The following is a 22,951-nucleotide window of genomic DNA, read 5'->3' on the forward strand; positions in this document are numbered from 1 at the left end:
GATGTGATGGTTCAGTTTCTGACCGGGCGCTATCACCATCCGCGCGAAGAGGACCGGGTCATCCTCTTCCTCGACATCCGCGGATCCACCGCCATCGCCGAGCAGATCGGGGCGCTACGCTTCCTTGATTTCCTGAACCGCTTCTATGCCGATCTCTCGGAACCGATCCTGGAAACCGGCGGCCAGATCTATCGCTATGTCGGTGACGAGATCATCGTCACCTGGCCCATGGAGCGTGCCGCGCGCAATGCGGGCTGCTTCCGTCTGCTCCAGCTCGCCGAGGCAGTCATCGCCCAGCATGCGGCCCATTACGAGCGCACCTACGGCACGGTCCCGGCCTGGCGCGCGGCTCTCCATTGCGGCCGGGTCGCCGTGGGCGAACTGGGCGACATCCGCCAGGAAATCGTGCTCATCGGCGATGCGGTGAACGTGACGGCCCGGCTGGTCGATCATGCCCGCGCGACCGGCGAAGAGGCCGTGGCGAGTGCCGATCTGGTCCGGCGCCTGCAGATCCCGTCTCCGATACCCATGCGCCCCCTGGGCTCCATCGATATCCGCGGCCGGCGCGAGCCGCTGGAGGTCTACGGGCTGGGGGCGCTGCCGCCGAACAGATCCGGCATGGCAGCCGCAGGGGCCGCCTCCGCAACCGACAGGCCCGGCGCCACGGCCGCCTCAAGCAGGCCGAGCGCCGCTGCGGCGGATGTCGCCGGATCCAGCCAGCCCATCGCCTGATCGGCGTCATCGATCAGCGCCGGCATGCGCGGATGGATATGGGCAATGGCGGGGACGGCCGGCCGGGTGATGACCGTAAAGGCCGGATTGCCGGCGGCATCCCGGCCATAGAGCCCTGCCATCGTCAGCAGGCCGCCATCGCTGCGGCCGATCCTGACCCGGCCGCGGCCGCGGCCCTCGGTCCAGGCCGTGGCCGGCACCAGGCAGCGCCGGCCCAGATGCGGCCGAAAGCTCGGCGCCTCGGCCAGGCGTTCGATCCGGGCATTGAACAGCGGGCTGCCATCCCAGGGTGCCGGCCATCCCCAGGGCACCAGCCCGACCGCCGCTTCGCCCGCGGCATCGATCAGCAGCACCGGTGCCCGGTCGGTGGGGCGGACGGCCTGCAGGCCCAGGGCGGCATCGAGCGCGCCGGGCAGGCGAGGCAACCGGCCCAGCAGGCGGGAAAGCACCGCGGCCAGATCCCCCGCATTCACCGTCAGTTCATAGCGCGAGCACATGGGTCTCGGTCCCTTCCGCCGGATCTGCCGGTCAGGCTAGGCGGCGGCCGGCATCGCCGCAAGCCCGTCCGCCCCTCGACTTGGGCCCGGCCTGCTCCATAATCTTCGGGATGACAGCCGACCTGCTTCCGCCACCGGCGCTCGATGCCCAGAGCCCGACCACCGCCGCCCGGCCCTCGCGTCGGCGGCGCTGGGGCGGCTTTGCCGTCAAGCTGGCGGTCACCGTCGCAGCGCTGGTCATCGCCCTGCCCGATGCCGACGGCCGTGCCGTCGCCAGCCGGCTGACGGCGGCGGAACCCGGCTGGATCGCGCTTGCGATCGCCATCGTGCTGGTACAGACCGTCGTGGCGGCCCATCGCTGGCGGCGGGCCGCCCGTGCCACCGGCATCCGTCTGCGCACCCGCACGGCGCTTCGGGCGCTGCTGGTCGCCAACGGGCTGGGCCAGGCGCTGCCCGCCTCGATCGGCACCGATGCGGCCCGGCTCGCCCTGATCCGCCGTCCGGACCGGCCGATGACGGCGCTGGTCTCGGGTGTCGTGCTCGACCGCGCCGCGGGGTTGACGGGGCTCGCGATCGCGGCCGCTGCCGCCCTCGCCCTTCTGCCCCGGATCGGCGTTCATGCCGAAGCCGCCCCCGAACTGGGTCTGCTGCCGGTTGCGGCTGCGGTGATCGGCCTTGCCCCGGTGCTGGCGGCAGCCCTGCTTGCCCGGCGCCGGCCCACCAGGCAACCGGGCCCCTCCGCCACCACCCGCAAGGCCCGGCTGGCTGCCGGGGCGGGGCGGATCCTCGATGATCTCGCCCGGCTGGGGCGGCGCCCCCGCCTCGCCTGGCGGCTGCTGGCGCCGACACTTTTCGTTCACGCCCTCACCGGCCTCGCCTTCTGGGCGGTAGCCCGGGCACTGGGTCTGGATCTCGACCCGCTGGCGGGCATCGCCCTCGGCATCCTGCTCGCCACCGCCGCCACCCTGCCGATCGCCATTGCCGGCTGGGGTGTGCGCGAAGGCGCCGCCGTCGCCCTGCTGCCGCTTGCCGGCCTGTCTGCGGCCGATGCCTTCGCCGTCTCGATCGCCTTCGGGTTGATGCTGCTTGCCGCCGGCATCGCCGGATTGGCGGCCTGGTTGCTTCCGGCGGGCGACTGACCTGCGTGCCGCCCGTCTGGCGCCGCGGGCGATTTCCTGCTATAGCCCCGGCCATTCGCCTGTTGGCGTATCCCAAGCCCTTGATGCATCGAACGGAGGCCCCTCGGATGGCACCCGCCGGCAACCGCATTTCGCGCGCCCTGATCTCGGTGTCCGACAAGACCGGTCTGGTCGATTTCGCCCGTTTCCTGGTGGAAAGCGGCGTCGAGATCGTCTCCACCGGCGGCTCGGCCAAGCTGCTGCGCGAGGCCGGCCTGCCGGTCCTCGACGTCGCCGACATGACCGGCTTCCCCGAGATGCTGGACGGCCGGGTGAAGACCCTGCATCCCAAGGTCCATGGCGGCATTCTGGGCCGCCGCGACCTGGAAAGCCATCGCGAGGCCATGGCCGCGCACGGCATCGGCAATATCGATCTGGTGGTCGTGAACCTCTACCCCTTCGAGGCGACCGTCGCTTCGGGTGCGGGCTGGGATGACGTGATCGAGAACATCGACATCGGCGGCCCGGCCCTGATCCGTGCCGCGGCCAAGAACCATGATTCGGTGACGGTCGTGGTCGATGCCGCCGACTATGCGGCGGTGACGGCCGAGATGCAGGCCAATGGCGGGGCCACCACCCCCGAGCTGCGCCGGGCACTTGCCGGCCGCGCCTATCGCCGCACGGCCGCCTACGACACCGCCATCGGCAGCTGGTTCGCCGGACAGGCCGAAGACACCCTGCCCGAGCGGCTGACGGTCGGCGGCGCCCGTGGCCAGGTGCTGCGCTATGGCGAGAACCCGCATCAGCAGGCCGCCTTCTACGTCACTGGCGAGGCGCGCCCGGGTGTGACCTCGGCCGCCCAGCTTCAGGGCAAGGAGCTGTCCTACAACAACCTGAACGACACGGACGCGGCCTATGAACTGGTCGCCGAATTCGACCGGCCGGCCGTGGCGATCATCAAGCACGCCAACCCCTGCGGCGTCGCCGAGGGTGCTGATCTCAAGTCCGCCTACGAGGCGGCGCTGGCCTGCGACCCGGTGTCGGCCTTCGGCGGCATCGTCGCGGTCAACCGGCCGCTGGACGAGGCGGTGGCGATCGAGATCGCGAAGATCTTCACAGAAGTGATCATCGCCCCCGAGGTGACCGAGGCCGCCCGCAAGGTGTTCGCGGCCAAGAAGAACCTGCGCGTGCTGGAAGCCGGCGCGCTGCCCGATCCGGCGGCGCCCGGCCTTGCTGTGCGCTCGATCGCCGGCGGCCTGCTGGTCCAGACCCGCGATTCCGGCCGCATCGCCCGCGCCGACCTGAAGGTGGTGACGAAGCGTGCCCCGACCGAACAGGAACTCGACGACCTGCTGATGGCCTTCCGGGTCTGCAAGCACGTCAAGTCGAACGCGATCGTCTATGTGAAGAACGGCGCCACCGTCGGCATCGGTGCCGGCCAGATGAGCCGTGTCGACAGCGCCCGTATCGCCGCCCGCAAATCCGAGGATGCCGCCCAGGCGCTGGGCCGCACCGGCCGGCTGACCGAGGGCTCGGTCGTCGCCTCCGACGCCTTCTTCCCCTTCGCCGACGGCCTGCTGGCGGCGGCCGCCGCCGGTGCCACCGCGGTGATCCAGCCGGGCGGTTCGGTGCGCGACGAAGAGGTGATCAAGGCCGCCGACGAGCACGGGCTGGCCATGGTCTTCACCGGCATGCGGCACTTCCGGCACTGACCGGACGGGGCAGACCTGCCCGATCGACGGCCCCGGCCCTTTCAGGACCGGGGCCGTTCGTCTTCAGGGAACAAGACGGGAAGATCATCCATGCCTGGCCGGCAGATCACCCTCATCGCCCTGCTGGGCATCGGATCGACAGGCGCCCTCGCCGCGACACCGGTCGATCTCGACCTTTATGTCGGCGCCTATCCCTGGGAAGAGGTGACGACGGCCGGCGGCCGCCATCTGCCGCCGCTCCTTACCCTCAAGACGGTGCGGGCGGCGATCCGCGCGGCGGCTCCGCCCGGCACCGATGTCGTCCGCCGGGCACTCGATCCCGATGGCCCGCGCACACCCGTCTATCGGCTGAAGGACCGGATTCATTCCTGGGGCTGCGAGACCCACAATTGCGGCGCCAACAACTGGGTGGTCATCCTGGCGCCGGACGCCTCGGCGGCCGAGATCTGCCATCAGGATGCCGGTCAGGTGTTCTGGTACGGGAACGGCAGCGGCCGCGAGATGCCCGAGAGTTTTGCCTGCCCGGACAAGCCCGACGCGCCCGACCCGCCCGAGGCGCCGGCGGACTGACCGACTCAGGCGCCGAACAGCCTGTGATCCCAGAAAACCGGATGGTGCAGGCCGGCCGTGATCGTCCGGAACTGCGGATGGGCCGGATTGATCAGGATGTTGTGGTCGAGCCGCGCGACCACACTGGGCACGATCAGCACCGCGCTCCGCCGTTCGCGGCTCCAGGCTTCGCCAAAGCGACGGCTGACGACGGGTGGCATGGCGTCCCAGCCGGGCCAGGCCTCGGGCGCAAACATCTCGTAGCTGGTGCCGGCAGGAATGGTGATTTCGATGAAATGCTGGTTCGGCGGCAGCCTGCCGCTGCCATGGACCAGCTTTTCAAGCAGGGCCGTCGAATAGTGCTCCGAAGCATAGATCACCGGGCTGCCGCGGGTATTCCATCGCCCGGGAGCGATGGTCGATCCGGTGGCATCGAAGATCGGCCAGGTTCCATCCGGATCCCCGATCCGCCAGGCACGGAGCGTTCGGTCAAGGATCTGCGCCGTCACGCGGCACTGCCGTATTTGAGCCGCCCCAGAATGTCGATCACCAGTTCGGCGCCGAACTCGCTGCGCAGCACCACATCCACCGGAAGTTCGTCTTCCAGCATCGGATGCGGGCGAAACAGGAAGTCGCGCGCCGCCGCCTCGTCCCGCCAGACGTCGACGGCCGCGCTCCACACCTTGGCCAGCCGTGCAACCCTGGTGCCCTGCTCTGGCGACAGCACCTTCGACGCCTTGCGACGCTCATACGTCGCCTTCGGCACCAGACGGTATTTGAACCGGGCATCATCGGGCGCGACCAGCCGCACCACCCGCTCGAGCGTGTCGAGCGGCAGACCCTCCTCGATCCGGGCGATCAGGGCGAAGCCGGAGCCGACGGCGGGCGTCGTCGGCAGCCCCAGAACTTCTGCAACCTCGGTCATGCTGGTCATGGGATGATCCTTCTCATACGAGACTCAAGATGGTCTCGCATGAGAAGGACATCAAGTGCGGCGACGTACCGGTCAGCCGCCGGCCAGCGCCGTCAGCCGGCGAGCCGCGACGATCAGCATCGCCAGCGTCACGTCGGGTGCCGACAGCACTTCGTCGACCGCCGCGGCCGCGCGGCCAAGGGCCGCCGCTTCCGCCTCGGCCCAGACATCGACATCGCCCGCCGCATCGCGGGTGAAGATCGACTGGGTGGCCCGGCGCTGGACGCCGTAGAGGTCGTCGATGACGCTGCTGACCGCCAGCCGTTCCCAGGGATCGTCGACCACGATGGTGCGGGCGGCGTGGCGCAGGGCATGCAGGTGAAGCCGGGGGTCGACGGCATAATAGACCGGCGCCACCTTCTCCACCGGCAGGTCCAGGTTCTCGGACAGGGCGGTGAGATCGAAGACCGAGACCAGCGAGCCCAGCTGCGACAGGCAGACCGCCGCCCCCTCTTCAAGCCCGCCCGAGGTCAGCCTTGCGGCATCGGCGCCGATGGCCTCGGCCACCTCGGTCGGCAGCACCTGGGGAAGCACGGCCTGAAGGGCCGCCGCCGTCGGCTGGAAGCGGCCGATCACCTCGCCCACCGTGGCCGCCCGGCCGCCCCGCACCAGCAGCCAGCGCATGGCCTGGGTCAGACGCCGCGATACCCGGTCGAGCGCATCGAGCCGCCGGTCGGCCGGCATCGTCGCCTCGGCCGCATCCAGCGCCGACCAGAGCGCCGGCAGGCCCAGGACGTCGCGGGCGACGACATAGGCCCGCAGGATCTCGGCCGGCCCCTGGCCGGTCTCGTCGGCCAGTTCGCGGGCGAGGCAGGGTCCGCCGCGATTGACCATCTCGTTGACCAGATGGGTCGCCAGGATTTCGGGCCGAAGCGGATGGGCCGCGATATGCTCGGGGAAGCGCGCCCGGATCGGCTGCGGGAAATAGGCCGCCAGATCACCGGCCAGCGCCGGATCATCCAGCAGCGGATCTTCCGCCACCTGATGGGTCAGCTCGATCTTGGCATAGGCGAGCAGCACCGCCAGTTCGGGACGGGTCAGCCCCAGCCCCTCGCGCGCGCGCCGGGCGAGTTCGGCCTCGTCCGGCAGGCGTTCGAGCGCCCGGTCGAGCCGCCCGGCCCGCTCCAGCCCGTGCAGCAGCCGGACATGACGGTCCAGCCGGCGCCCGGCCTCGCGACTTTCCACCGACAAGGCCTGGTTCTGCAGCTCGTTATTGGCAAGAACCAGGGCCGCCACTTCTTCGGTCATCCCGGCCAGCAGCAGATCCCGCTGCTTGCGGGTCATGTCGCCGGCTTCGAGCACGCGGCCGAGCAGGATCTTGATGTTGACCTCGTGGTCGGAGCAGTCGACGCCGCCGGAATTGTCGATGGCATCGGTGTTGATCCGCCCGCCATTCAGCGCGAACTCGATCCGCGCCGCCTGGGTGAAGCCCAGATTGGCGCCCTCGCCCACCACCCTGGCCCGCAGCTCTGCGGCGGTGATGCGCAGCGCATCATTGCTGCGGTCGCCGGCATCGGCGTCACGCTCCTGCGAGGCGCGCACGAAAGTGCCGATGCCGCCGAACCAGAGCAGGTCGACCTCGGCCTTCAGCATCGCCCGGATCAGGGCCGAGGGCGTGATGCGGGTTTCGGCTATGCCGAGCAGGGCCCGGATCTCGGGCGTGGTCTCGACGGTCTTGGCCGCGCGGTCATAGATCCGCCCGCCGGGCGACAACACCGCCGGGTCGTAATCGGTCCAGCCCGAGCGCTGGGCGGCGAAGAGCCGGGCCCGTTCGGCGAAACTCCGCGCCGGATCGGGGTTGGGATCCAGGAAGATGTGCAGATGGTTGAAGGCGCCGACCAGCTTCACCGAATCCGAGCGCAGCAGCCCGTTGCCGAAGACGTCGCCGCCCATGTCGCCGACGCCCATCACGGTCACCGGGTCCCGCTGCACGTCGATGCCGGCCTCGCGGAAATGCCGCCGGACCGAAACCCAGGCACCGCGCGCGGTGATCGCCATCTTCTTATGGTCATAGCCGGCGGACCCGCCCGAGGCGAAGGCGTCGCCCAGCCAGAAGCCGCGTTCCTCGGCAATGCCGTTGGCGATGTCCGAGAAAGTCGCCGTGCCCTTGTCGGCCGCGACCACCAGGTACGGATCGTCGCCATCCCGCCGGTGCACACCCCGGGGCGGCACCGGCTCACCCGCCTTCAGATCGTCGGTGATGTCCAGCATGCCGCCGACGAAGGCGCGATAGCAGCCGACCACCTCGGCCTGCAGCTCGGGCCGGGTCGCGGGCGGGCGCTTGACGATGAAGCCGCCCTTGGCGCCGGTCGGCACGATCACCGCATTCTTGACCATCTGCGCCTTCATCAGGCCCAGGATCTCGGTGCGGAAATCTTCCAGCCGGTCGGACCAGCGGATGCCGCCACGAGCGACACGGCCGCCGCGCAGATGCACCGCCTCCACCCGGGGCGAATAGACGAAGATCTCGCGGAACGGCCGGGGCGGCGGCAGGTCGGGCAGGCTCTGCCCGTCCAGCTTGATCGCCAGCACCGGCCTGCGGCCGCCATCTGCCTCGCGCAGATAGGCATTGGTGCGCAGCACCGCCAGCACCACGTCGCGATACCGGCCGAGGATCCGGTCCTCGTCCACATTGGTGACCGCATCCAGCCCCTGGGCGAAGGCCTCGACCAGCCGGTCGGCCTCTGCCTCAGCCGCGGCGGAGGCCTCCGCCGTCTCGTGGCGGGCAGGATCGAGCCTGGCATGGAAGAGCTGCACGATCAGCCGGGCAAGCTCGCCATGCCGGGCGAGGGTCTGCTCCACCGTGTTCTGGGCAAAGGGCAGGCCGATCTGGCGCATATAGCGATAGAGCGCCCGCAGGATCACCACCTCGTCGGCGGTGACGCCGGCGCGCAGCACCAGGGCATTGAACCGGTCGTTTTCGACCTCGCCCCGCCAGACGCGGGCAAGCGTGTCCTCGAGCAGCGGCCCCAGCCGCGCCGGATCGACCGCGCCGCCCTGCTGGTCGACCAGGCCGAAATCGTGCAGCCAGGCCCGGATGCCGCCGGCTTCCGCGTCCTCGATCGCATAGGGCTGCTCGTCGATCACCCGGAAGCCCAGATTCTCGATCATCGGCAGCACGTCCGACAGCGCGATCGGCCCGCCGGGACGGCCGAGCTTCAGGCGCAGCGCCACCGAGGCACCACCGCCGACGGGGGTGTAGAAGGCAATCGAGATCGCCTGCGGGTCGCCGGCCAGCGCCTCGAGCCGCAGCAGATCGGCGACCGCCTGTTCGGGGCCGAAACGTTCGGCATACAGCGCCGGCAGGCCGCGGCCGGTGCCGCGCCAGAGGGCCAGGCCCCGCTCTTCGCCCACCGCATCGATCAGCGCCTCGCGCAGCTCGTCGGCCCAGCCGCGCACCATGCGGGCCAGCCGGGCTTCCAGCGCCGCCGCATCGACCTGGGCCGGCTCGGCCTCGGGGTCGACCATCAGCACGAAACGCAGCCGCACCAGCGGCGCCTCGGACAGCTGCACCTCGGCCAGATCGGCGGTTTCCTCGGCGAGCGTGCCATGGGTCGCCGCTTCCAGTTCCGCGAGCACACGCCGCCGCAACCGGCTGTCGAAGGCGTCGCGCGGCACATAGACCAGCGCGCTCCAGAACCGGCCGAAGACGTCGCGGCGCAGGAACAGCCGCAGCCGCTGCCGCAGCTGCAGCTTCAGAATGCCGATTGCGGTCTCATAGAGATCGTCGGTGCCGATCTGGAGCAGTTCGTCGCGCGGATAGGTCTCCAGCACGTTGAGCAGCGACTTGGCGTCGTGGCTGCCGGGCGCGAAACCTGCCCGCTCTATGATGCCGCGCACCTTGCGACGGATCAGCGGAATGGCGCGGGGGTTGCTGTGATAGGCGGCAGAGGTGAACAGGCCCAGAAACAGGCGCTCGCCCTCTACCCGGCCATCGGGGCCGTAGATCTTGACGCCGATATAGTCCATCGGCACCGCGCGATGCACCGTCGCGCGGAAACGCGACTTGGTGATCGTCACCGGCTCGTCGCCGAAGCTCTCGTCGCCATGGAGCGTGAAGCCGGCAAGGCCGCGGGGCCGTTCGCGACCGTCATCGCCGCCGGTCCCTTCCATCACGCCCAGGGTGCGCAGCACCTCCACCCGGCGCTGTCCCTGGCCATCGGCTTCCGAGAAGCGGCAGTCCTGGAACCCCAGGAAGGTGAAATTGTCGTCGCGGATCCAGCGCAGGAAGGCGGCATGCTCGCTGCGCAGATCCTCGGACAGAACCGCATCGGGCAGGCTCTCGACATCGGCGATGGCGCGGTCGATCTCGTCGCGCATCGCCTGCCAGCCGGTGACGGCCGCCGCCACATCGTCCAGCACCTCGACCAGCCGGCGCCTGACCTGATCCAGCGCCACCGCATCGGGGCGGCGGGTGACCTCGATCAGCATGAAGCTTTCGGCAACCGCCCGGCCGCCCGGACCCGCCGCTTCGTCACCGGCACCGCCCAGGCCCAGATAGCGGCCATCGGCATCCCGGCGGACGGTCAGGATCGGATGGATCAGGCCGTGCAGGGCCAACCCCATCTGGTTCAGCGCCGCCACCGTGCTGTCGACCAGGAAGGGCCGATCGTCGGTGGTGACCATCACCACGCTGTTGCGGCTCTGCCAGCCATGGCGGTCGATGTCGGGATTGAAGACGTCGACCAGGGTCTCGCCCGCCGCCCGCCTGCGGGCGAAGGCCAGATGGCCGAGTGCGGCGCCCGCCAGGCGCCGTGGCCCGCCCGCCGGCAGCTCGTCGAGCCCCGCAGCGTAATAGGCCTTCACGAACTCCATCGCCTCTCGGGCGTCTTCGGGTGCGAAGCGCGCCTCGATCAGCGCTGCGATCGCGTCCATCGGCACGGCTCCGGTGTCTTGGACACCAGCCTGACTTGCCTCCGGCATGTTTCCTCCCCTTCGGGCTCTTGCTGGAACGACATCCCGTCATGGGACGTCGACGGCCCGGTTAAGGGTGGTATCGAACGCCGTTCGACGCAAGCGCCGACCCGTGACGGATCAGCAGCAAGGCCGTGAATTTTCCACGAGAGTGGACAAGGCGTCCCGCTCAGCGCCGGAGCACCAGCAGATTGCCGCACAGGATCACCCCCGCCCCCGCCAGCATGGCCGGTGTGAGCAGCAACCCTTCGAACCCCCAGGAGAGCGCCAGGGCCACCACCGGTACCAGGGTCATGGCATAGGCGGCCCGCCCGGGGCCGACACGCCGCACCAGATCGAAATAGATCAGGAAGTTGAGGCACGAGGCCGGCAGGGCCAGATAGGCGAGGCTCAGCCCATAGCGCCACGACCAGTCGAAGGCGAAGGGTGCCCCCTGAAGCAAAGCGACCGTGAGGGCGGTGACGCCGCCGATCAGCCCGCCCCAGGCGATGGCCGCCTCGGGTGCCAGCCCCTGCGCCTGATGGCGGGCGCCGATCACCGTGCCCAGCGCCGCCGCCACCGCAGAAACCGCTGCCCAGGCCAGCCCTTCCAGCGCCCGCGGCCCCTCGCCCAGCCGGGCGAGATCGGGGGCGAAGACCAGGGCGACGCCACCGATCCCCAGCGTCAGCCCGGCCAGATGACGACGGGTCAGCGAGGTGCCCAGCAGCGCCCGGCCGATCAAGCCGGCGAAGACCGACGAGGTGGAGAGCACCAGCGCCGCCGGGCCGCTGGGGATCAGGCGGACGGCACTGTAGAAGGCGACGAAGGCCAGCCCGTAAAAGGCGACGCCCTGCAGCACCGTCCATCGCCAGTCCGCCGCCGTCAGCCTGAGCCGGACGCCGCGGATATGCGCCCAGCCCATCATCAGCAGCCCCGCCGCGACCATGCGCCAGCCCACCGACACCACGGCCGGTACGGGCCCCGCCTGGAAGGCGGTGGCAAGCGCCCCGCCACCCCAGAGCAGGGCGGTGGAGATGAACAGAAGCGCGGTAACGCCCATGGCCCTGGAACCCTTGCGGGAATACGATCCGCAAATTCTATCCCGAAGCGCGCGCAGCGTACCAGGGCTTCCGCAAGACGCCTTCGCCGGCAGTCTTCGCGATGATTATCTGGTCACACCCACAAGAGCCGCCAGATGTGGGATAAAAGAAAATGGGCTGATCGTCACCGATCAGCCCGTTTCATTTGCGTTTCCGCAATCTCTGGAGCGGGAGAAGGGATTCGAACCCTCGACCCCAACCTTGGCAAGGTTGTGCTCTACCCCTGAGCTACTCCCGCCCGCTCCGTCAGGCAGCGTCGCTGCCGTCTGTGTGCGGGATAATATTCACGGCGGCGGCTGGCGCAAGAGGTTTTTTTCAGTTTGACGACGATTTTCAGACCGGGGCGTCGAGGGGCACCGGATGCAGCGACGGCCGCGCGTTGAGGGCGTCGCGATCGAAGCCGGCGATGTGCTTGTAATCGCCGATGATTCCGTTGAGTTCCGCCGCCGGCAGCACCTTTTCGATCGCCCTGAACCCGTCGGGCGCCCGCTCTTCGACCAGCTGCATCACCTTCTCGGGCCCGTTGGCCCGGTTGGCGAGCACGATGCGGGCGGTGGCGGGCCGTCGCTCCGCCTCGTAGGCGGCAAGCGCCGCATCGACATCGCCCATGGTCGCCAGCCGCCAGACCAGTGTGCGGGCATCCAGGATCGCCTGCGACGCGCCGTTGGATCCGATCGGGTACATGGGGTGGGCGGCATCGCCCATCAGCGTCACCCGGCCATGGGTCCAGGCCTCCAGCGGATCGCGATCGACCATGGGGAATTCGAACACCCGGATCGCGGCCCGAATGATCGCCGGCACGTCCAGCCAGCCGAAATTCCAGCCTTCGAAGGCCGGCAGGAATTCCTCCAGCACGCCGGGCCGGTTCCAGTCCTCGCGCTCCAGCTTGCGCTCGGGCAGGTTCAGCTCGGCGATCCAGTTGATCAGCGAAGCCCCGCGCGCCGCGATGTCGGGATCGATCGGATAGCAGACGAATTTCTGATCCTGATGCCCGGCCATCACCATGCTGCGGCCGTCCAGATAGGGCAGAGCCTCGCTGACGCCGCGCCAGAGGATGCGGCCGTTCCATTTGGGCAGGCCCTCGTCCGGATGGAACTGCGCCCGCACCGCAGAATGGATGCCGTCGGCGGCGATGATCAGATCCGCGGTGTCGTGCCCGAGCGAGGCGCCGGAGGTGCGCGAGACCAGATCGATCCGCGCCCGGCCGTCGGCCTGGGTGGAGACGCGCGCGGCGGCATGATCGGTCAGCACCCGGTCGGCGCCCAGCCGGGCCCGCGCCGCCTCGAACAGCAGCATCTGCAGGCGACCGCGATGGATCGAGTACTGGGGCCAGTTATACCCGGCGTCGCGGCCGCGCGCCTCGCGCCAGATTTCCTGCCCCAGCTTGTTGGTATAGATCAGCGTCGAGGTGGCGACGCCGGTGCGGGCAAGCTCGTCGGCCAGGCCCAGCTCGGTCAGCTCGCGCACCGCATGGGGCAGCAGGTTGATCCCCACCCCCAGCGGCCGGATCTCGGGCACCGCTTCATAGACCACGGTCTCGATCCCCGCGGCATGCAGGCTGAGCGCGGCCGTCAGCCCGCCGATGCCGGCGCCTGCAATGATGACCTTCATCGGATCCTCTCCTCCCATCCCGCACCCTGGGCACCGGCTCGGGGCCGGGTGCATTGCGTGTTTCGGGACAGGATATATCCGTAGAATGTACGATGTCATTACAATCCGAATTGACGATCATCCGCTCTACGAACTAATCTGAGGAAACCGGCGGAAAACCGGTTTATGGTGGCCGATGCACCGCCCCGGATCAGCGCAAGGCCAGCCCGGGGCCGGATCATCGGGAGACGGGAATGACACGCGGACGGCGGACGACCTCCAGCGTCCTGCCGCGGCCGGCCGGCCGCGGTGACGCTTTCGAGCAATGGCCGGAGGACGTTGAGTTCGGGGTGCTGCGCGAGCTGATGGGCTATGCGCTGCGCCGGGCCCAGATCGCCATCTACGAGGATTTCTTCGCCACCGTCGCGGATCTGGACATCACGCCGCCGATGTTCTCGTCGATGGTGCTGATCCGGAACAATCCCGGCCTCAGCCAGAGCCGGCTCGGCCGGGTGGTGGGCATTGCCCGATCGGGCACCATGGCGCTGGTCGACCGGCTGGAACGCGCCGGCTATGTCGAACGCCGCCCCACCCCCGGCGACCGGCGGGTCAACCAGCTGGCCCTCACCCCGCATGGCGAGGAGGTGCTCGACGAGCTGATCCGGCGGATCCGCGCCCATGACGACCGGGTCTCGGCGCGGCTGAGCGAGGCGGAGAAGGTCACGCTCCGCGAACTGCTCGCGAGGTTCTGAATACGCGATCTGCTCGCGAGGTTTTGAATACGCGATCTGCTCGCGAGATTTTGAGTACGCGAGTTGCTCGCGCGGCTTGAGACAACATCAGGCGGCATCCGCAGACAGGGATGCCGGAGACGAGCGGGGCGACAAGATCCCGCCGCCCAGGGAGGAGAGGCGCCCCATGTCGAGGGCAGACCCGGCCCCGCACAGCGTGCAGGGCCGCGGTGAGAAGGCGTCGCGGTCCGGCGGCCCCTTCCGCACCGGTTTCGGCCCCGTCGGGGTCCTGTGCCGTCTGGTCGCCATGGCCGGCGGGCTGATGCTGGTCGCGATCGCCGCGATGTCGGTGATCAGCATCATCGGCCGCTGGTTTGCCGGCACCAGCATCGGCGGGCTGGAATTCGGGCCCGTGCCGGGCGATTTCGAACTGGTCGAGACGGGCACCGCCATCGCGGTCTTCTGCTTCCTGCCCCAGGCCCAGCTCGCCCGCGCCCATGTCACGGTCGATCTCTTCACCATGCGCGCCGGCCCGGGTCTGCGCCGGGCGCTGGGCGTGGTGGCCGATCTTCTGTTCGCGGCCACCACCGCCCTGCTCGCCTGGCGGCTGACCATCGGCCTTGAAGAGCGCCTGACCTATGGCGAAACCACCATGATCCTGGGCCTGCCGCAATGGTGGGTCTATGTGCCGGGGGTGGCCTTCATGGCCCTGACCGCCCTCGCCTGCCTGACCACGCTTGCCGCCACGCTGCGCGGCGCGGTGCCGCCGACCGAGGCCGAGGCTGCCGCCGCAGAGGCCGGAACGGCCCGCGAGGAGAGCCGGCGATGAGCGATACCACCATCGGCCTTCTCGGCATTGCCGGCCTGCTCGTCGCCATGGCGCTGCGCGTGCCGGTGGGGCTCGCCATGCTGGTGGCCGGCATTCTGGGCAGCATGGCGGTTGCAGGCCCCATGGGCATCATGGCCGGGCTCACCACCCTGCCGGTGGAGCAGTTTTCCAACCACGCCCTCTCGATCGTGCCGCTCTTCCTGCTGATGGGCGCATTTGCAGGCCGCGCCGGCCTCTCGCAGCTGCTGTTCGACGCCGCCCGTGACTGGCTGGGCCATCGCCGCGGCGGCCTCGCCATGGCCGCGATCGGCGCCTGCGCCGCCTTCGGCTCGATCTGCGGCTCGTCTCTCGCCACCGCCGCGACCATGACCCGGGTCGCCCTGCCCGAAATGCGCCGCCACGGCTATCACGACGGGCTGGCGACCGGCGTTCTGGCGGCCGGCGGTACGCTCGGCATCCTTATCCCGCCCTCGGTGGTGCTGGTGATCTATGCGGTGCTGACCGGGCAGAACATCGACCGGATGTTCATTGCGGCCCTGGTGCCGGGCGTGCTCGCCGCTCTCGGCTATATGGCGGCGATCCGAGTGCAGGTGATGCTGAACCCCGACGCCGCCCCGGCCGTTCCCCGGATCGGCTGGTCGGAACGTCTCCGCGGCCTTGCGCGCACCTGGCCGGTCTTCGTGATCTTCGTGACGGTGATCGGCGGCATCTATGCCGGCGTCTTCACGCCCACCGAAGGGGCGGCGGTGGGGGCCGCGGCCACCGGGCTGTTCGCGCTGGTCCGTGGCGGGCTCCGCCGCGGTGCCTTCACCGAGGTGGTGATGGAGACCGCTTCGGGCACCGCGATGATCTTCATGATCGTGCTGGGAGCCGCCGCCTTCAACGGCTTCCTGGCGCTCACCGGCCTGCCGATGCAGGCGGCCGAGGCGATCGGCGGGCTCGACGTGCCGCCGATCGTGGTGCTGGCGGCGATCCTGGCGCTCTATCTGGCGCTCGGCTGCATCATGGACAGCCTGTCGATGATCCTGCTGACCGTGCCGATCTTCTACCCGCTGATCATGGCGCTGGATTTCGGCCTGCCGCCCGCAGAAGCCGCCATCTGGTTCGGCATTCTGGCCCTGGTGGTGGTGGAGGTCGGCATGATCACGCCGCCGGTCGGCCTGAATGTCTTCGTGATCAACGCCATGTCGGGCGGCACGCCGATGCGTGACACCTTCGCAGGCGTGATCCCGTTCCTCGTCTCCGACGTGCTGCGCATCCTGGCGCTGGTGGCCTTTCCGGGCATCACGCTTGGCCTGATGCGCCTGCTCTACTGATCTTCAGGAAAGGTCCGCCGCCCATGACCACCGGCTTTCCCGCCACCCCGCCCGTCCTGTCCCCGGTCGCCCTGATCGAGGCCGAGATCGGCACCCCGCAGGAACTGGGCGCACTGGCCGACGGCCAGCGCCGGATCATCCCGATCCTGGGGGGGCGGGTCTCGGGCGCCCGGCTGGCCGGGCGGGTGCTGCCGGGCGGGGCCGACTGGCAGACCGTGCGGCCCGACGGGCTGGCCGAGATCGAGGCCCGCTACACCCTGGCCCTGACCGAGGTCGACGGCGCGGCCGTGGATGCGCTGGTCGATATCCGCAATCCCGGCATGCGCCACGGCCCCGCCGAGGTGCTCGCCCGGGTGGCGGCGGGAGAGGATGTCGACCCCGCGCTCTATTACTTCCGGACCACCCCACGCTTCACCACCGGACATCCGGCCCTCGGCTGGATGAACCGGACCCTGTTCGTGGCCCGCGGCCGCCGGCTGGCGGCGCGGGTCGAAATCGAGGTCTTCGCGGTCGGCTGACCGCATCAACCCGGCATGCCGCCCGCCCAGAAGCGGCAGCCAGCCCACATCAGGCAGATCAGGGAGGAGAAACCGATGACGGATATCGCAACCGGCTGGCGGCGGCTGGCCACACGGATGGCGGCGGGCGTGGCGGGCCTGGTGGTGGCCGCAGGCATGGCCGGCCAGGCGGCCGCAGCCGAGGTGACGCTGCGCCTGCACCACTTCTTCCCGCCCACCTCGGCGGTCCATTCGAAGTACTTCACCGACTGGAAGCAGCGGGTGGAGAGCCAGTCCGGCGGGCGGATCGAGGTCAAGATCTACCCGGCCATGCAGCTGGGCGGCACCCCGCCCTCGCTGTTCGATCAGGCGCGCACCGGCCAGGCCGACATCATCTGGACGGTGGTCGGCTACACCCCCGACCGCTTCCCCGAGGCCGAGGTCTTCGACCTGCCCTTCCTGCCGCGCTCGGCCGAGATCACCAGCCAGGCCGCGCATGAATTCGCCATGAAGCACCTCACCAGCCGCTTCGAAGGCGTGAAGGTGATCGCAGCCCACACCCACAGCCCCGGGCTGATCCACACCCGCGATCGCGAGGTCCGCACGCCTGAAGACATGAAGGGGCTGAAGCTGCGCGGGCCGTCGCGGCTGATCAATTCCTTCATCGAGGCGCTGGGCGCCGAGCCGGTCGGCATGCCCGTGCCCCAGACGGCAGAGGCGCTGTCGCGCGGCGTGATCGACGGCACGGTTCTGCCCATGGAAGGGCTGGACGCGCTGCGCCTGCAGGAACTGGTCCACCGCCACATGGTGTTCGCGGGCGAGAACGCGCTCTACACCACCATGATGCTGGTGGCGATGAACCAGGCCAAATATGACGGCCTGCCCGCCGACCTGAAGAAGGTCATCGACGACAATGCCGGCATCGCCGAGGCCCGCGCGATCGGCCGCGTGATGGATCAGGCCGATGCGCCGGTGGTGGCCTCGATCGAAAAGTCCACGACCAACCGGATCATCGCGCTCACGCCCGAGGAAACCGACCGCTTCCGCGCCGTCGGTGCCGAGGTCGAAAAGGCCTGGGCCGAGCGGATGACCGCCCGCGGCATCGACGGCCCTGCCCTCATCGAGGAAGCCAAGGCGCTGGTGGCGAAGTACGCAGCCCGGCCCTGACGGGGTCCCGGTCGCGGGATCCGGACTTGCAGGCGGGGCGGGGAAGCGGCGATGATCCGCGTCTTCGCCCCGCCTGATGTCGTTCAAAGACCACCGGATCCGTCATGCCCGCCACCCGCGCCGACCTCTTCGCCCGCCTCGATGCCCTTGGCATCGCGCACGAGACCTATGACCATGCGCCGGTTTTCACCGTCGAAGAGGCGGAGGCCGAGACCGGCCATGTGCCGGGGCTGCACGTCAAGAACCTGTTTCTGAAGGACAAGCGCGGCGATCTCTGGCTGGCCACCGTCGCCGCAGACCGGCGGGTGGATCTGAAACATCTGCAAACGCTGCTCGGCGCCGGGCGCTTCTCGTTCGGCAAGCCCGATCTGCTGATGGAGGTGCTGGGCGTCACCCCGGGTTCCGTCACGCCTTTCGCGCTGATCAACGATCCCGACCGCCGGGTGGTCTTCGCGCTCGACCGGCTTGTGGCCGAGGCGGAGCGGATCAACGCCCATCCCCTGTTCAACGATGCCTCGACCGTGGTGACGGGCGAAGGGTTGAAACGCTTCGTGGCAAGCTTCGGCCACGACGTGCGGATCGTCGATCTCGACGCCCCGGCCTGAGCGACGCACCGACCTGAGCGAGACACCGACCTGAGCGAGGCACCGGCCGGATCGCGTCTGAGGCGTAATCCGGTAGGGGTGCCCCTTGCTGGAGACGCGCGCCGTGCCATCTTTCATGCTACAAGCGGGAGGCCGCGGCCGGCCTTCCGGGCGCGGCAGAGTTTCGCCATCGCGCTTCGAAAAAAGAACGGGACCGTTGCCATGCAGACCATCATCGGCGGCGCCGGGGGCACCGCCCCGGCGGATGTGATCAAGGACACCGACACCGCGCATTTCATGGCCGACGTCATCGAGACCTCGCGTGAGACGCCGGTCATCGTCGATTTCTGGGCGCCCTGGTGCGGCCCCTGCAAGCAGCTGACCCCCGTGCTCGAAAAGGTGGTTCTGGCCGCCAAGGGCAAGGTGCGGCTGGTCAAGATGAACATCGACGAGAACCCGGAACTGGCGCAGCAGATGCGCATCCAGTCGATTCCGGCGGTCTATGCCTTCGTGGGCGGCCGGCCGGTCGACGGGTTCATGGGCGCCCTGCCCGAAAGCCAGATCCGCCAGTTCGTCGACAACCTGCTCCGCGCCGGCGGCGACGACGAAACCCGGATGATCGACGAGGCGCTGGCCCAGGCGGCCGAGCTGCTGGAAGCCGGCGATGTGCGCATGGCCGGCGGTCTTTACACCCAGGTTCTGCAGGCCGATCCGTCGCGCACCGAAGCGCTGGCCGGGCTCTCCCAGGTCTATGTGAAGATGGGTGACCTGGAGAAGGCGCGCGAGGTGCTGGCCCACGCGCCGGAAGAGATGGCGAAGGATCCCCATCTGGTCCGCGCCCGCACCGCCATCGATCTGGCCGAGAAGGCGGCCGGTGCCGGCGAGACCGCGGCGCTGGAAGCCAGGCTCGCCGCCGATCCGGCCGACCACGCCACCCGCATGGAACTCGCCATGGCGCTCTATGCCGCAGGCGATGCCAGGGCCGCGATCGACCAGCTGCTGGAGATCGTCCGCCGCGACCGGGATTGGAACGAGAATGCCGCCCGCACCCAGCTGTTCGAGATCTTCGATGCGCTGGGCCCCAAGGATCCGGTGGCCCAGAGCGGCCGCCGCAAGCTGACCTCGATCCTCTTCGCCTGATCCGCCGACACGATCCGCCGGATCCCGGACGGGGCGGTGGGCGACCGGCGCGCCCCCGCCTTCCGGATCCTGCGCCCGCAACCCGCCGGCCGACCGAGCAGAGCCCGAACCTGCCATGATCCGTGCCCACGACGTCCTGCCGCCGGTGCTGCCGGTCTTCCCGCTCGGCGGTGTCATCCTGCTGCCCGGGGGGCGGCTGCCGCTGAACATCTTCGAGCCGCGCTATCTGGCGATGATCGACGACGCGCTGGGCAGCCACCGGCTGATCGGCATGGTCCAGCCGGTCCGCGCCGGGCTCGGCACCAATATGGGCCTCGTCTCGGGTGCGCCCGAAATCTACGGTGTCGGCTGTGCCGGCCGGATCAGCAGTTTCCAGGAAAGCGGCGACGGCCGCTATCTGATCACGCTGACCGGCGTCGCCCGCTTCCGCGTGGCCGAGGAACTGGCCGTCACCACACCCTATCGCCAGGTCCGCACCGATTTTGCCGCCTTCGAGGCCGATCGCGGCGAGCCGCCGCCGGCCGGGCTGGACCGCGCCCTGCTGACCGACCGGCTGAAGCGCTATTTCGCCCTGCAGGGGCTGTCTGCCGACTGGCAGGCGATCGATCAGGCCTCGGACCAGGCGCTGATCACCTCGCTCGCCATGATCTGCCCCTTCTCGGAGGCAGAGAAGCAGGCCCTGCTCGAGGCCCCCGCCCTGCCGGAACGCGCCGCCTTGATCCTCGACATGATGGAGATGGCGTTGCATACCGGAGAGGACGACGACGACGCGCCGCGTCACTGACCGCAAGGATTTCGTGCCCCATGTCCGACGCCACCCCCATTTCCGACACCACCCCCGTGCCGCATGCCAGCGTCGATCCGCGCCTGCTGGAGATCCTGGTCTGCCCGCTGACCCGCGAGCCGCTGCGCTATGACGCCGCTGCCCAGGAGCTGATCAGCGATGCGGCGAAGCTCGCCTATCCGATCCGCGACGGCATCCCGATCATGCTGGTCGACGAAGCCCGTTCGCTCGACGACGCGGCCGGAGCCTGATCCCATGGCTGGTTCCCATGGGCATGAGCATGGCCACGAGCACGGGCACAGCCACATGCCGGCACCGGCCGCCCCCTGGCCGGTGGAAATCCGCCTGAAGCGGTCGGCACGGGTTCTGGAGGTCACCTTCGACGACGGCAACCATGTCCGGCTGGGGGCCGAGTATCTGCGCGTGGAAAGCCCCTCGGCCGAAGTGCAGGGCCATGGCCCCGGGCAGAAGAAGGTGCCGGCCGGCAAGCGCAATGTGGCGATCGTCGACGTTCAGCCGGTGGGCAACTACGCCGTGCGGCTGGTCTTCGACGACGGCCATTCCACCGGCATCTATGGCTGGGGCTATCTGGCGGAACTCGCGCGTGAGCACGACCGGCGCTGGGAAAGCTATCTCGACGCCCTGGCCGCCGCCGGCCAGACGCGGGGCTGAGCAGAGCCGGGGCTGAGCAGGGGGCCGACAAAAAAAGTGGCCGCCGCGACGGGGCATGTCGCGACGGCCAGGCTTCGGGTGATCGGGCCCGAGCTTTCTTAAGTCAGCGCTTTCTGAAATCTGCGGCGTTGCGGTTCCGGCTGGTCTCAGCGGGCAACCCGGCGGCGGCGCGGATTGCGGCTGCCGGTTCCCGTGCCGGTGCCGGGGCCGCGATAGGTGCGGCCGCGCCGCGGCGCATCGGCCATGGCGCGCAGGCCGGCAGGATAGGGGGCCGGCGCGGCCATGCGGGGCGCTGCGGAGCCGGCGTGGGCGTGGTTGCGCGGGGGGCGAACCATGGTCATGGGGGCATTCCTTGAACATTGGCCCGACAGGATGCACCCACCCGGTCCGCCATGTTGTCAGTTCGGGTGATGATTACCAGCGGTAGCGAAGCACGGCCAGCCCCCGATCATGGGGGGCGCCCGGAAAATGCGGACCGGGACACGCGGTCTCCCGCAGGATGCGTCTCAGGGCATGCGTCCCTGAACCAGGGCCGGCAGGCGGCCCAGTTCGCCCATCGCATGGCGCATGGCCAGTTTCTTCACCGGCCCCAGCCGGTTCACCGCCGCAAGCCCCAGATCGCGCGCCAGGCGTACCGGCGCCACATCGTTGGAAAACAGCCGGTTCAGCCCGTCGGTCGCCGCCACCAGCGCCATGGTGTCGGTGCGGCGCCAGCGTTCATATGCCGCAAGCACATCCGGGGCGCCGACATCGCCGCCCAGGCGCCGCGCCTGCACCATCACCTCGACCAGGGCCGCCACGTCGCGGATGCCCAGATTGAAGCCCTGCCCCGCGATCGGATGGATGGCATGGGCGGCATCGCCCACCAGCGCCAGGCGCCGGTCGACGAAGCGCCGCGCCAGGGTCAGCGCCAGCGGATAGGCGAAGCGCGGACCTTCCAGCCGGAGCCGCCCCAGAAAATCGCCGAAGCGGGCCCGCAGCTCTTCCAGATATCGCAGATCGTCCAGCGCCTGGATGCGGGCGGCATCCTCGTGCCGTTCGGTCCACACGATCGACGAGCGATTGCCGGCCAGCGGCAGGATCGCAAAGGGGCCCGGCGTCAGGAAACGTTCATGGGCCACACCTTCATGCGGGTATTCATGGGCCACGGTGCAGACCAGGCCGGTCTGGCCATAGCCCCATTCGGTGACCGCGATCCCGGCCTCGTCGCGCAGCCGTGACCGGCGGCCGTCGGCCGCCACCACCAGCGGCGCACGCAGCACCCGGCCATCCGCCAGGGTGACGGTCGCCCGCGCGCCCTGCCGGTCGACCGAGACCACGCCTGCCGGGGCCACCACGGTCAGCCGATCGGCAAGTGCCGCGGCACGCTGCGCCAGGGCAGCCCGCATGTGGCGATTCTCGACCAGCCAGCCCAGCGGTTCTTCCCCCACCTGGACATGGTCGAAATGCAGATGCATCAGGCTGGGCCCGTCGGTCACCCGGATATGTTCGATCGCGCCGGTTTCCGCCACCAGCGGCCAGACGCCGATCGCGGCCAGCACCTGCTTCGACCCATGGGCGATGGCGCTGGCCCGGCCGTCGAACCCGCCATCGAGCTGCGCCGTGGGGTCTTCGCGATCGACGACGATCACGTCGAGGCCGGCTGCTGCGGCGGCAACGCCCAGCGTCATGCCGACCAGCCCGCCGCCCACGATCACCAGGTCGCCCGCCATCATCTCCATCTGCCTCCGCTCCGCCACGCCTGCTCGGTGATGCCGGGCCGGTGAGCCCGGCCCTGCCGCGCAAGATCGGCCCGCCGGTTCCGAAAGTCCAGCCATGCCCGCCAATTCGGTGGCGTGACCAGGAATTGCCCACCATCGGGTGATCTGCACAAAAAACAGACAACATCACTCGCTGCACCCGCGTCCCGGCGGGTCCGATCCCGCCGGATTGCCCGTCCATCGTGCATTGCAGCGCGGAATCCCGCCAATGACACGAAATTGGCACGGGTCTTGAAGTGTCACGCCCGGACCGCCGGCGCCCAGGGTGCCGGCCGCCAGGACATCAAGGCTGCGGGGGAAAGGAACA

21 protein-coding genes, 1 tRNA gene and 1 pseudogene are annotated in these 22,951 nt (G+C 69.6%); 14 read left to right on the forward strand and 9 right to left on the reverse strand.

The features are described from left to right. Positions 1-6: 6 nt before the first annotated feature. Positions 7-525 (forward strand): annotated as a pseudogene (locus WI697_RS00080) (adenylate/guanylate cyclase domain-containing protein); the annotation flags it as partial. A 56-nt stretch (positions 526-581) separates the two neighbouring features. Here WI697_RS00080 and WI697_RS00085 read toward each other — a convergent pair. After that, a complete protein-coding gene (locus WI697_RS00085; RefSeq protein WP_345957000.1) occupies positions 582-1,229 on the reverse strand; it encodes an SOS response-associated peptidase family protein in 648 nt (215 codons plus the stop codon). Positions 1,230-1,339: 110 nt separating this feature from the next. On the opposite strand from WI697_RS00085, the gene WI697_RS00090 reads away from it, so the two are divergent. The 3 genes from WI697_RS00090 (at position 1,340) to WI697_RS00100 (ending at position 4,629) form a co-directional block, all read left to right on the forward strand. Then, positions 1,340-2,368 (forward strand): lysylphosphatidylglycerol synthase transmembrane domain-containing protein, encoded by a 1,029-nt coding sequence (locus WI697_RS00090; protein WP_345957001.1) that lies wholly within the window; start codon positions 1,340-1,342, stop codon positions 2,366-2,368. Between the two features lie 107 nt (positions 2,369-2,475). Further along, the gene (gene purH, locus WI697_RS00095) at positions 2,476-4,059 is read left to right on the forward strand and encodes a bifunctional phosphoribosylaminoimidazolecarboxamide formyltransferase/IMP cyclohydrolase (protein WP_296713121.1); all 1,584 of its coding nucleotides are present in this window, start codon (positions 2,476-2,478) and stop codon (positions 4,057-4,059) included. 90 nt (positions 4,060-4,149) lie between these two features. After that, entirely contained in the window at positions 4,150-4,629 is a 480-nt protein-coding gene (locus tag WI697_RS00100) for a hypothetical protein (RefSeq protein ID WP_345957002.1), read from the forward strand. A 5-nt stretch (positions 4,630-4,634) separates the two neighbouring features. Here the strand turns inward: WI697_RS00100 and WI697_RS00105 are convergent, their stop codons facing one another. From WI697_RS00105 to WI697_RS00130, 6 genes are all read right to left on the reverse strand, one after another. After that, positions 4,635-5,117 (reverse strand): RES family NAD+ phosphorylase, encoded by a 483-nt coding sequence (locus WI697_RS00105; RefSeq protein WP_345957003.1) that lies wholly within the window; start codon positions 5,115-5,117, stop codon positions 4,635-4,637. Beyond that, positions 5,114-5,542, reverse strand: coding sequence for an antitoxin Xre/MbcA/ParS toxin-binding domain-containing protein (locus WI697_RS00110; protein ID WP_296713117.1), 429 nt, complete (start codon positions 5,540-5,542; stop codon positions 5,114-5,116). Before WI697_RS00110 ends, WI697_RS00105 begins: the two co-directional genes overlap by 4 nt. A 72-nt stretch (positions 5,543-5,614) precedes the next feature. Further along, positions 5,615-10,456, reverse strand: a complete 4,842-nt coding sequence (locus WI697_RS00115; RefSeq protein WP_345957004.1) for an NAD-glutamate dehydrogenase — start codon at positions 10,454-10,456, stop codon at positions 5,615-5,617. Between the two features lie 208 nt (positions 10,457-10,664). Beyond that, positions 10,665-11,534 carry a DMT family transporter gene (locus WI697_RS00120; protein ID WP_345957005.1) on the reverse strand — a complete coding sequence of 290 codons (870 nt, stop codon included), beginning with the start codon at positions 11,532-11,534 and terminating at the stop codon, positions 10,665-10,667. A gap of 203 nt (positions 11,535-11,737) precedes the next feature. Continuing rightward, positions 11,738-11,812, reverse strand: a tRNA-Gly gene (locus WI697_RS00125). Positions 11,813-11,907: 95 nt separating this feature from the next. Continuing rightward, positions 11,908-13,185 carry a flavin-dependent oxidoreductase gene (locus tag WI697_RS00130; protein ID WP_345957006.1) on the reverse strand — a complete coding sequence of 426 codons (1,278 nt, stop codon included), beginning with the start codon at positions 13,183-13,185 and terminating at the stop codon, positions 11,908-11,910. A 233-nt stretch (positions 13,186-13,418) separates the two neighbouring features. Between WI697_RS00130 and WI697_RS00135 the strand changes: the two genes are divergently transcribed. The 10 genes from WI697_RS00135 to WI697_RS00180 all read left to right on the forward strand — a co-directional run bounded on the left by WI697_RS00135 (position 13,419) and on the right by WI697_RS00180 (position 20,884). Continuing rightward, positions 13,419-13,916 (forward strand): MarR family winged helix-turn-helix transcriptional regulator, encoded by a 498-nt coding sequence (locus WI697_RS00135; RefSeq protein WP_062769582.1) that lies wholly within the window; start codon positions 13,419-13,421, stop codon positions 13,914-13,916. A gap of 166 nt (positions 13,917-14,082) precedes the next feature. Further along, complete coding sequence (locus tag WI697_RS00140; protein WP_345957007.1) at positions 14,083-14,724, forward strand: TRAP transporter small permease; 642 nt, start codon at positions 14,083-14,085, stop codon at positions 14,722-14,724. Beyond that, positions 14,721-16,040, forward strand: coding sequence for a TRAP transporter large permease (locus WI697_RS00145; RefSeq protein WP_062769588.1), 1,320 nt, complete (start codon positions 14,721-14,723; stop codon positions 16,038-16,040). Before WI697_RS00140 ends, WI697_RS00145 begins: the two co-directional genes overlap by 4 nt. A gap of 23 nt (positions 16,041-16,063) precedes the next feature. Continuing rightward, a complete protein-coding gene (locus tag WI697_RS00150; protein ID WP_298650896.1) occupies positions 16,064-16,558 on the forward strand; it encodes a DUF3237 domain-containing protein in 495 nt (164 codons plus the stop codon). Positions 16,559-16,633: 75 nt separating this feature from the next. Next, complete coding sequence (locus WI697_RS00155; protein ID WP_296713106.1) at positions 16,634-17,704, forward strand: TRAP transporter substrate-binding protein; 1,071 nt, start codon at positions 16,634-16,636, stop codon at positions 17,702-17,704. Between the two features lie 104 nt (positions 17,705-17,808). Then, entirely contained in the window at positions 17,809-18,309 is a 501-nt protein-coding gene (locus tag WI697_RS00160) for a prolyl-tRNA synthetase associated domain-containing protein (RefSeq protein ID WP_345957008.1), read from the forward strand. Positions 18,310-18,510: 201 nt separating this feature from the next. Then, positions 18,511-19,428 (forward strand): thioredoxin, encoded by a 918-nt coding sequence (trxA, locus tag WI697_RS00165; RefSeq protein ID WP_345957009.1) that lies wholly within the window; start codon positions 18,511-18,513, stop codon positions 19,426-19,428. A gap of 115 nt (positions 19,429-19,543) precedes the next feature. Beyond that, complete coding sequence (locus WI697_RS00170; RefSeq protein WP_345957010.1) at positions 19,544-20,212, forward strand: LON peptidase substrate-binding domain-containing protein; 669 nt, start codon at positions 19,544-19,546, stop codon at positions 20,210-20,212. Between the two features lie 20 nt (positions 20,213-20,232). Continuing rightward, the gene (locus WI697_RS00175) at positions 20,233-20,463 is read left to right on the forward strand and encodes a Trm112 family protein (protein ID WP_345957011.1); all 231 of its coding nucleotides are present in this window, start codon (positions 20,233-20,235) and stop codon (positions 20,461-20,463) included. Between the two features lie 55 nt (positions 20,464-20,518). Beyond that, positions 20,519-20,884, forward strand: a complete 366-nt coding sequence (locus WI697_RS00180; protein ID WP_345957285.1) for a DUF971 domain-containing protein — start codon at positions 20,519-20,521, stop codon at positions 20,882-20,884. A gap of 146 nt (positions 20,885-21,030) precedes the next feature. Here WI697_RS00180 and WI697_RS00185 read toward each other — a convergent pair whose 3' ends face one another. Together WI697_RS00185 and WI697_RS00190 are read right to left on the reverse strand one after the other, a co-directional pair. Beyond that, entirely contained in the window at positions 21,031-21,225 is a 195-nt protein-coding gene (locus WI697_RS00185) for a hypothetical protein (protein WP_345957012.1), read from the reverse strand. 165 nt (positions 21,226-21,390) lie between these two features. Further along, entirely contained in the window at positions 21,391-22,605 is a 1,215-nt protein-coding gene (locus WI697_RS00190; RefSeq protein WP_385998115.1) for a UbiH/UbiF/VisC/COQ6 family ubiquinone biosynthesis hydroxylase, read from the reverse strand. Between the last annotated feature and the right edge of the window lie 346 nt (positions 22,606-22,951).

Source organism: Tistrella mobilis (genome assembly GCF_039634785.1).
In the GTDB taxonomy this organism is placed as follows: Bacteria; Pseudomonadota; Alphaproteobacteria; order Tistrellales; family Tistrellaceae; genus Tistrella; species Tistrella mobilis.

Excerpts from the sequence above, each read along its gene's own strand:
- WI697_RS00100 (WP_345957002.1), top strand. The coding sequence starts at position 4,150 with ATGCCTGGCCGGCAGATCACCCTCATCGCCCTGCTGGGCATCGGATCG.
- WI697_RS00145 (WP_062769588.1), top strand. The coding sequence starts at position 14,721 with ATGAGCGATACCACCATCGGCCTTCTCGGCATTGCCGGCCTGCTCGTC.
- WI697_RS00155 (WP_296713106.1), top strand. The coding sequence starts at position 16,634 with ATGACGGATATCGCAACCGGCTGGCGGCGGCTGGCCACACGGATGGCG.
- WI697_RS00170 (WP_345957010.1), top strand. The coding sequence starts at position 19,544 with ATGATCCGTGCCCACGACGTCCTGCCGCCGGTGCTGCCGGTCTTCCCG.
- WI697_RS00110 (WP_296713117.1), bottom strand. The coding sequence starts at position 5,542 with ATGACCAGCATGACCGAGGTTGCAGAAGTTCTGGGGCTGCCGACGACG.
- WI697_RS00150 (WP_298650896.1), top strand. The coding sequence starts at position 16,064 with ATGACCACCGGCTTTCCCGCCACCCCGCCCGTCCTGTCCCCGGTCGCC.
- purH (WP_296713121.1), top strand. The coding sequence starts at position 2,476 with ATGGCACCCGCCGGCAACCGCATTTCGCGCGCCCTGATCTCGGTGTCC.
- trxA (WP_345957009.1), top strand. The coding sequence starts at position 18,511 with ATGCAGACCATCATCGGCGGCGCCGGGGGCACCGCCCCGGCGGATGTG.
- WI697_RS00085 (WP_345957000.1), bottom strand. The coding sequence starts at position 1,229 with ATGTGCTCGCGCTATGAACTGACGGTGAATGCGGGGGATCTGGCCGCG.
- WI697_RS00130 (WP_345957006.1), bottom strand. The coding sequence starts at position 13,185 with ATGAAGGTCATCATTGCAGGCGCCGGCATCGGCGGGCTGACGGCCGCG.
- WI697_RS00140 (WP_345957007.1), top strand. The coding sequence starts at position 14,083 with ATGTCGAGGGCAGACCCGGCCCCGCACAGCGTGCAGGGCCGCGGTGAG.
- WI697_RS00180 (WP_345957285.1), top strand. The coding sequence starts at position 20,519 with ATGCCGGCACCGGCCGCCCCCTGGCCGGTGGAAATCCGCCTGAAGCGG.
- WI697_RS00120 (WP_345957005.1), bottom strand. The coding sequence starts at position 11,534 with ATGGGCGTTACCGCGCTTCTGTTCATCTCCACCGCCCTGCTCTGGGGT.
- WI697_RS00135 (WP_062769582.1), top strand. The coding sequence starts at position 13,419 with ATGACACGCGGACGGCGGACGACCTCCAGCGTCCTGCCGCGGCCGGCC.
- WI697_RS00185 (WP_345957012.1), bottom strand. The coding sequence starts at position 21,225 with ATGACCATGGTTCGCCCCCCGCGCAACCACGCCCACGCCGGCTCCGCA.
- WI697_RS00160 (WP_345957008.1), top strand. The coding sequence starts at position 17,809 with ATGCCCGCCACCCGCGCCGACCTCTTCGCCCGCCTCGATGCCCTTGGC.
- WI697_RS00090 (WP_345957001.1), top strand. The coding sequence starts at position 1,340 with ATGACAGCCGACCTGCTTCCGCCACCGGCGCTCGATGCCCAGAGCCCG.
- WI697_RS00115 (WP_345957004.1), bottom strand. The coding sequence starts at position 10,456 with ATGGACGCGATCGCAGCGCTGATCGAGGCGCGCTTCGCACCCGAAGAC.
- WI697_RS00175 (WP_345957011.1), top strand. The coding sequence starts at position 20,233 with ATGTCCGACGCCACCCCCATTTCCGACACCACCCCCGTGCCGCATGCC.
- WI697_RS00190 (WP_385998115.1), bottom strand. The coding sequence starts at position 22,605 with ATGGAGATGATGGCGGGCGACCTGGTGATCGTGGGCGGCGGGCTGGTC.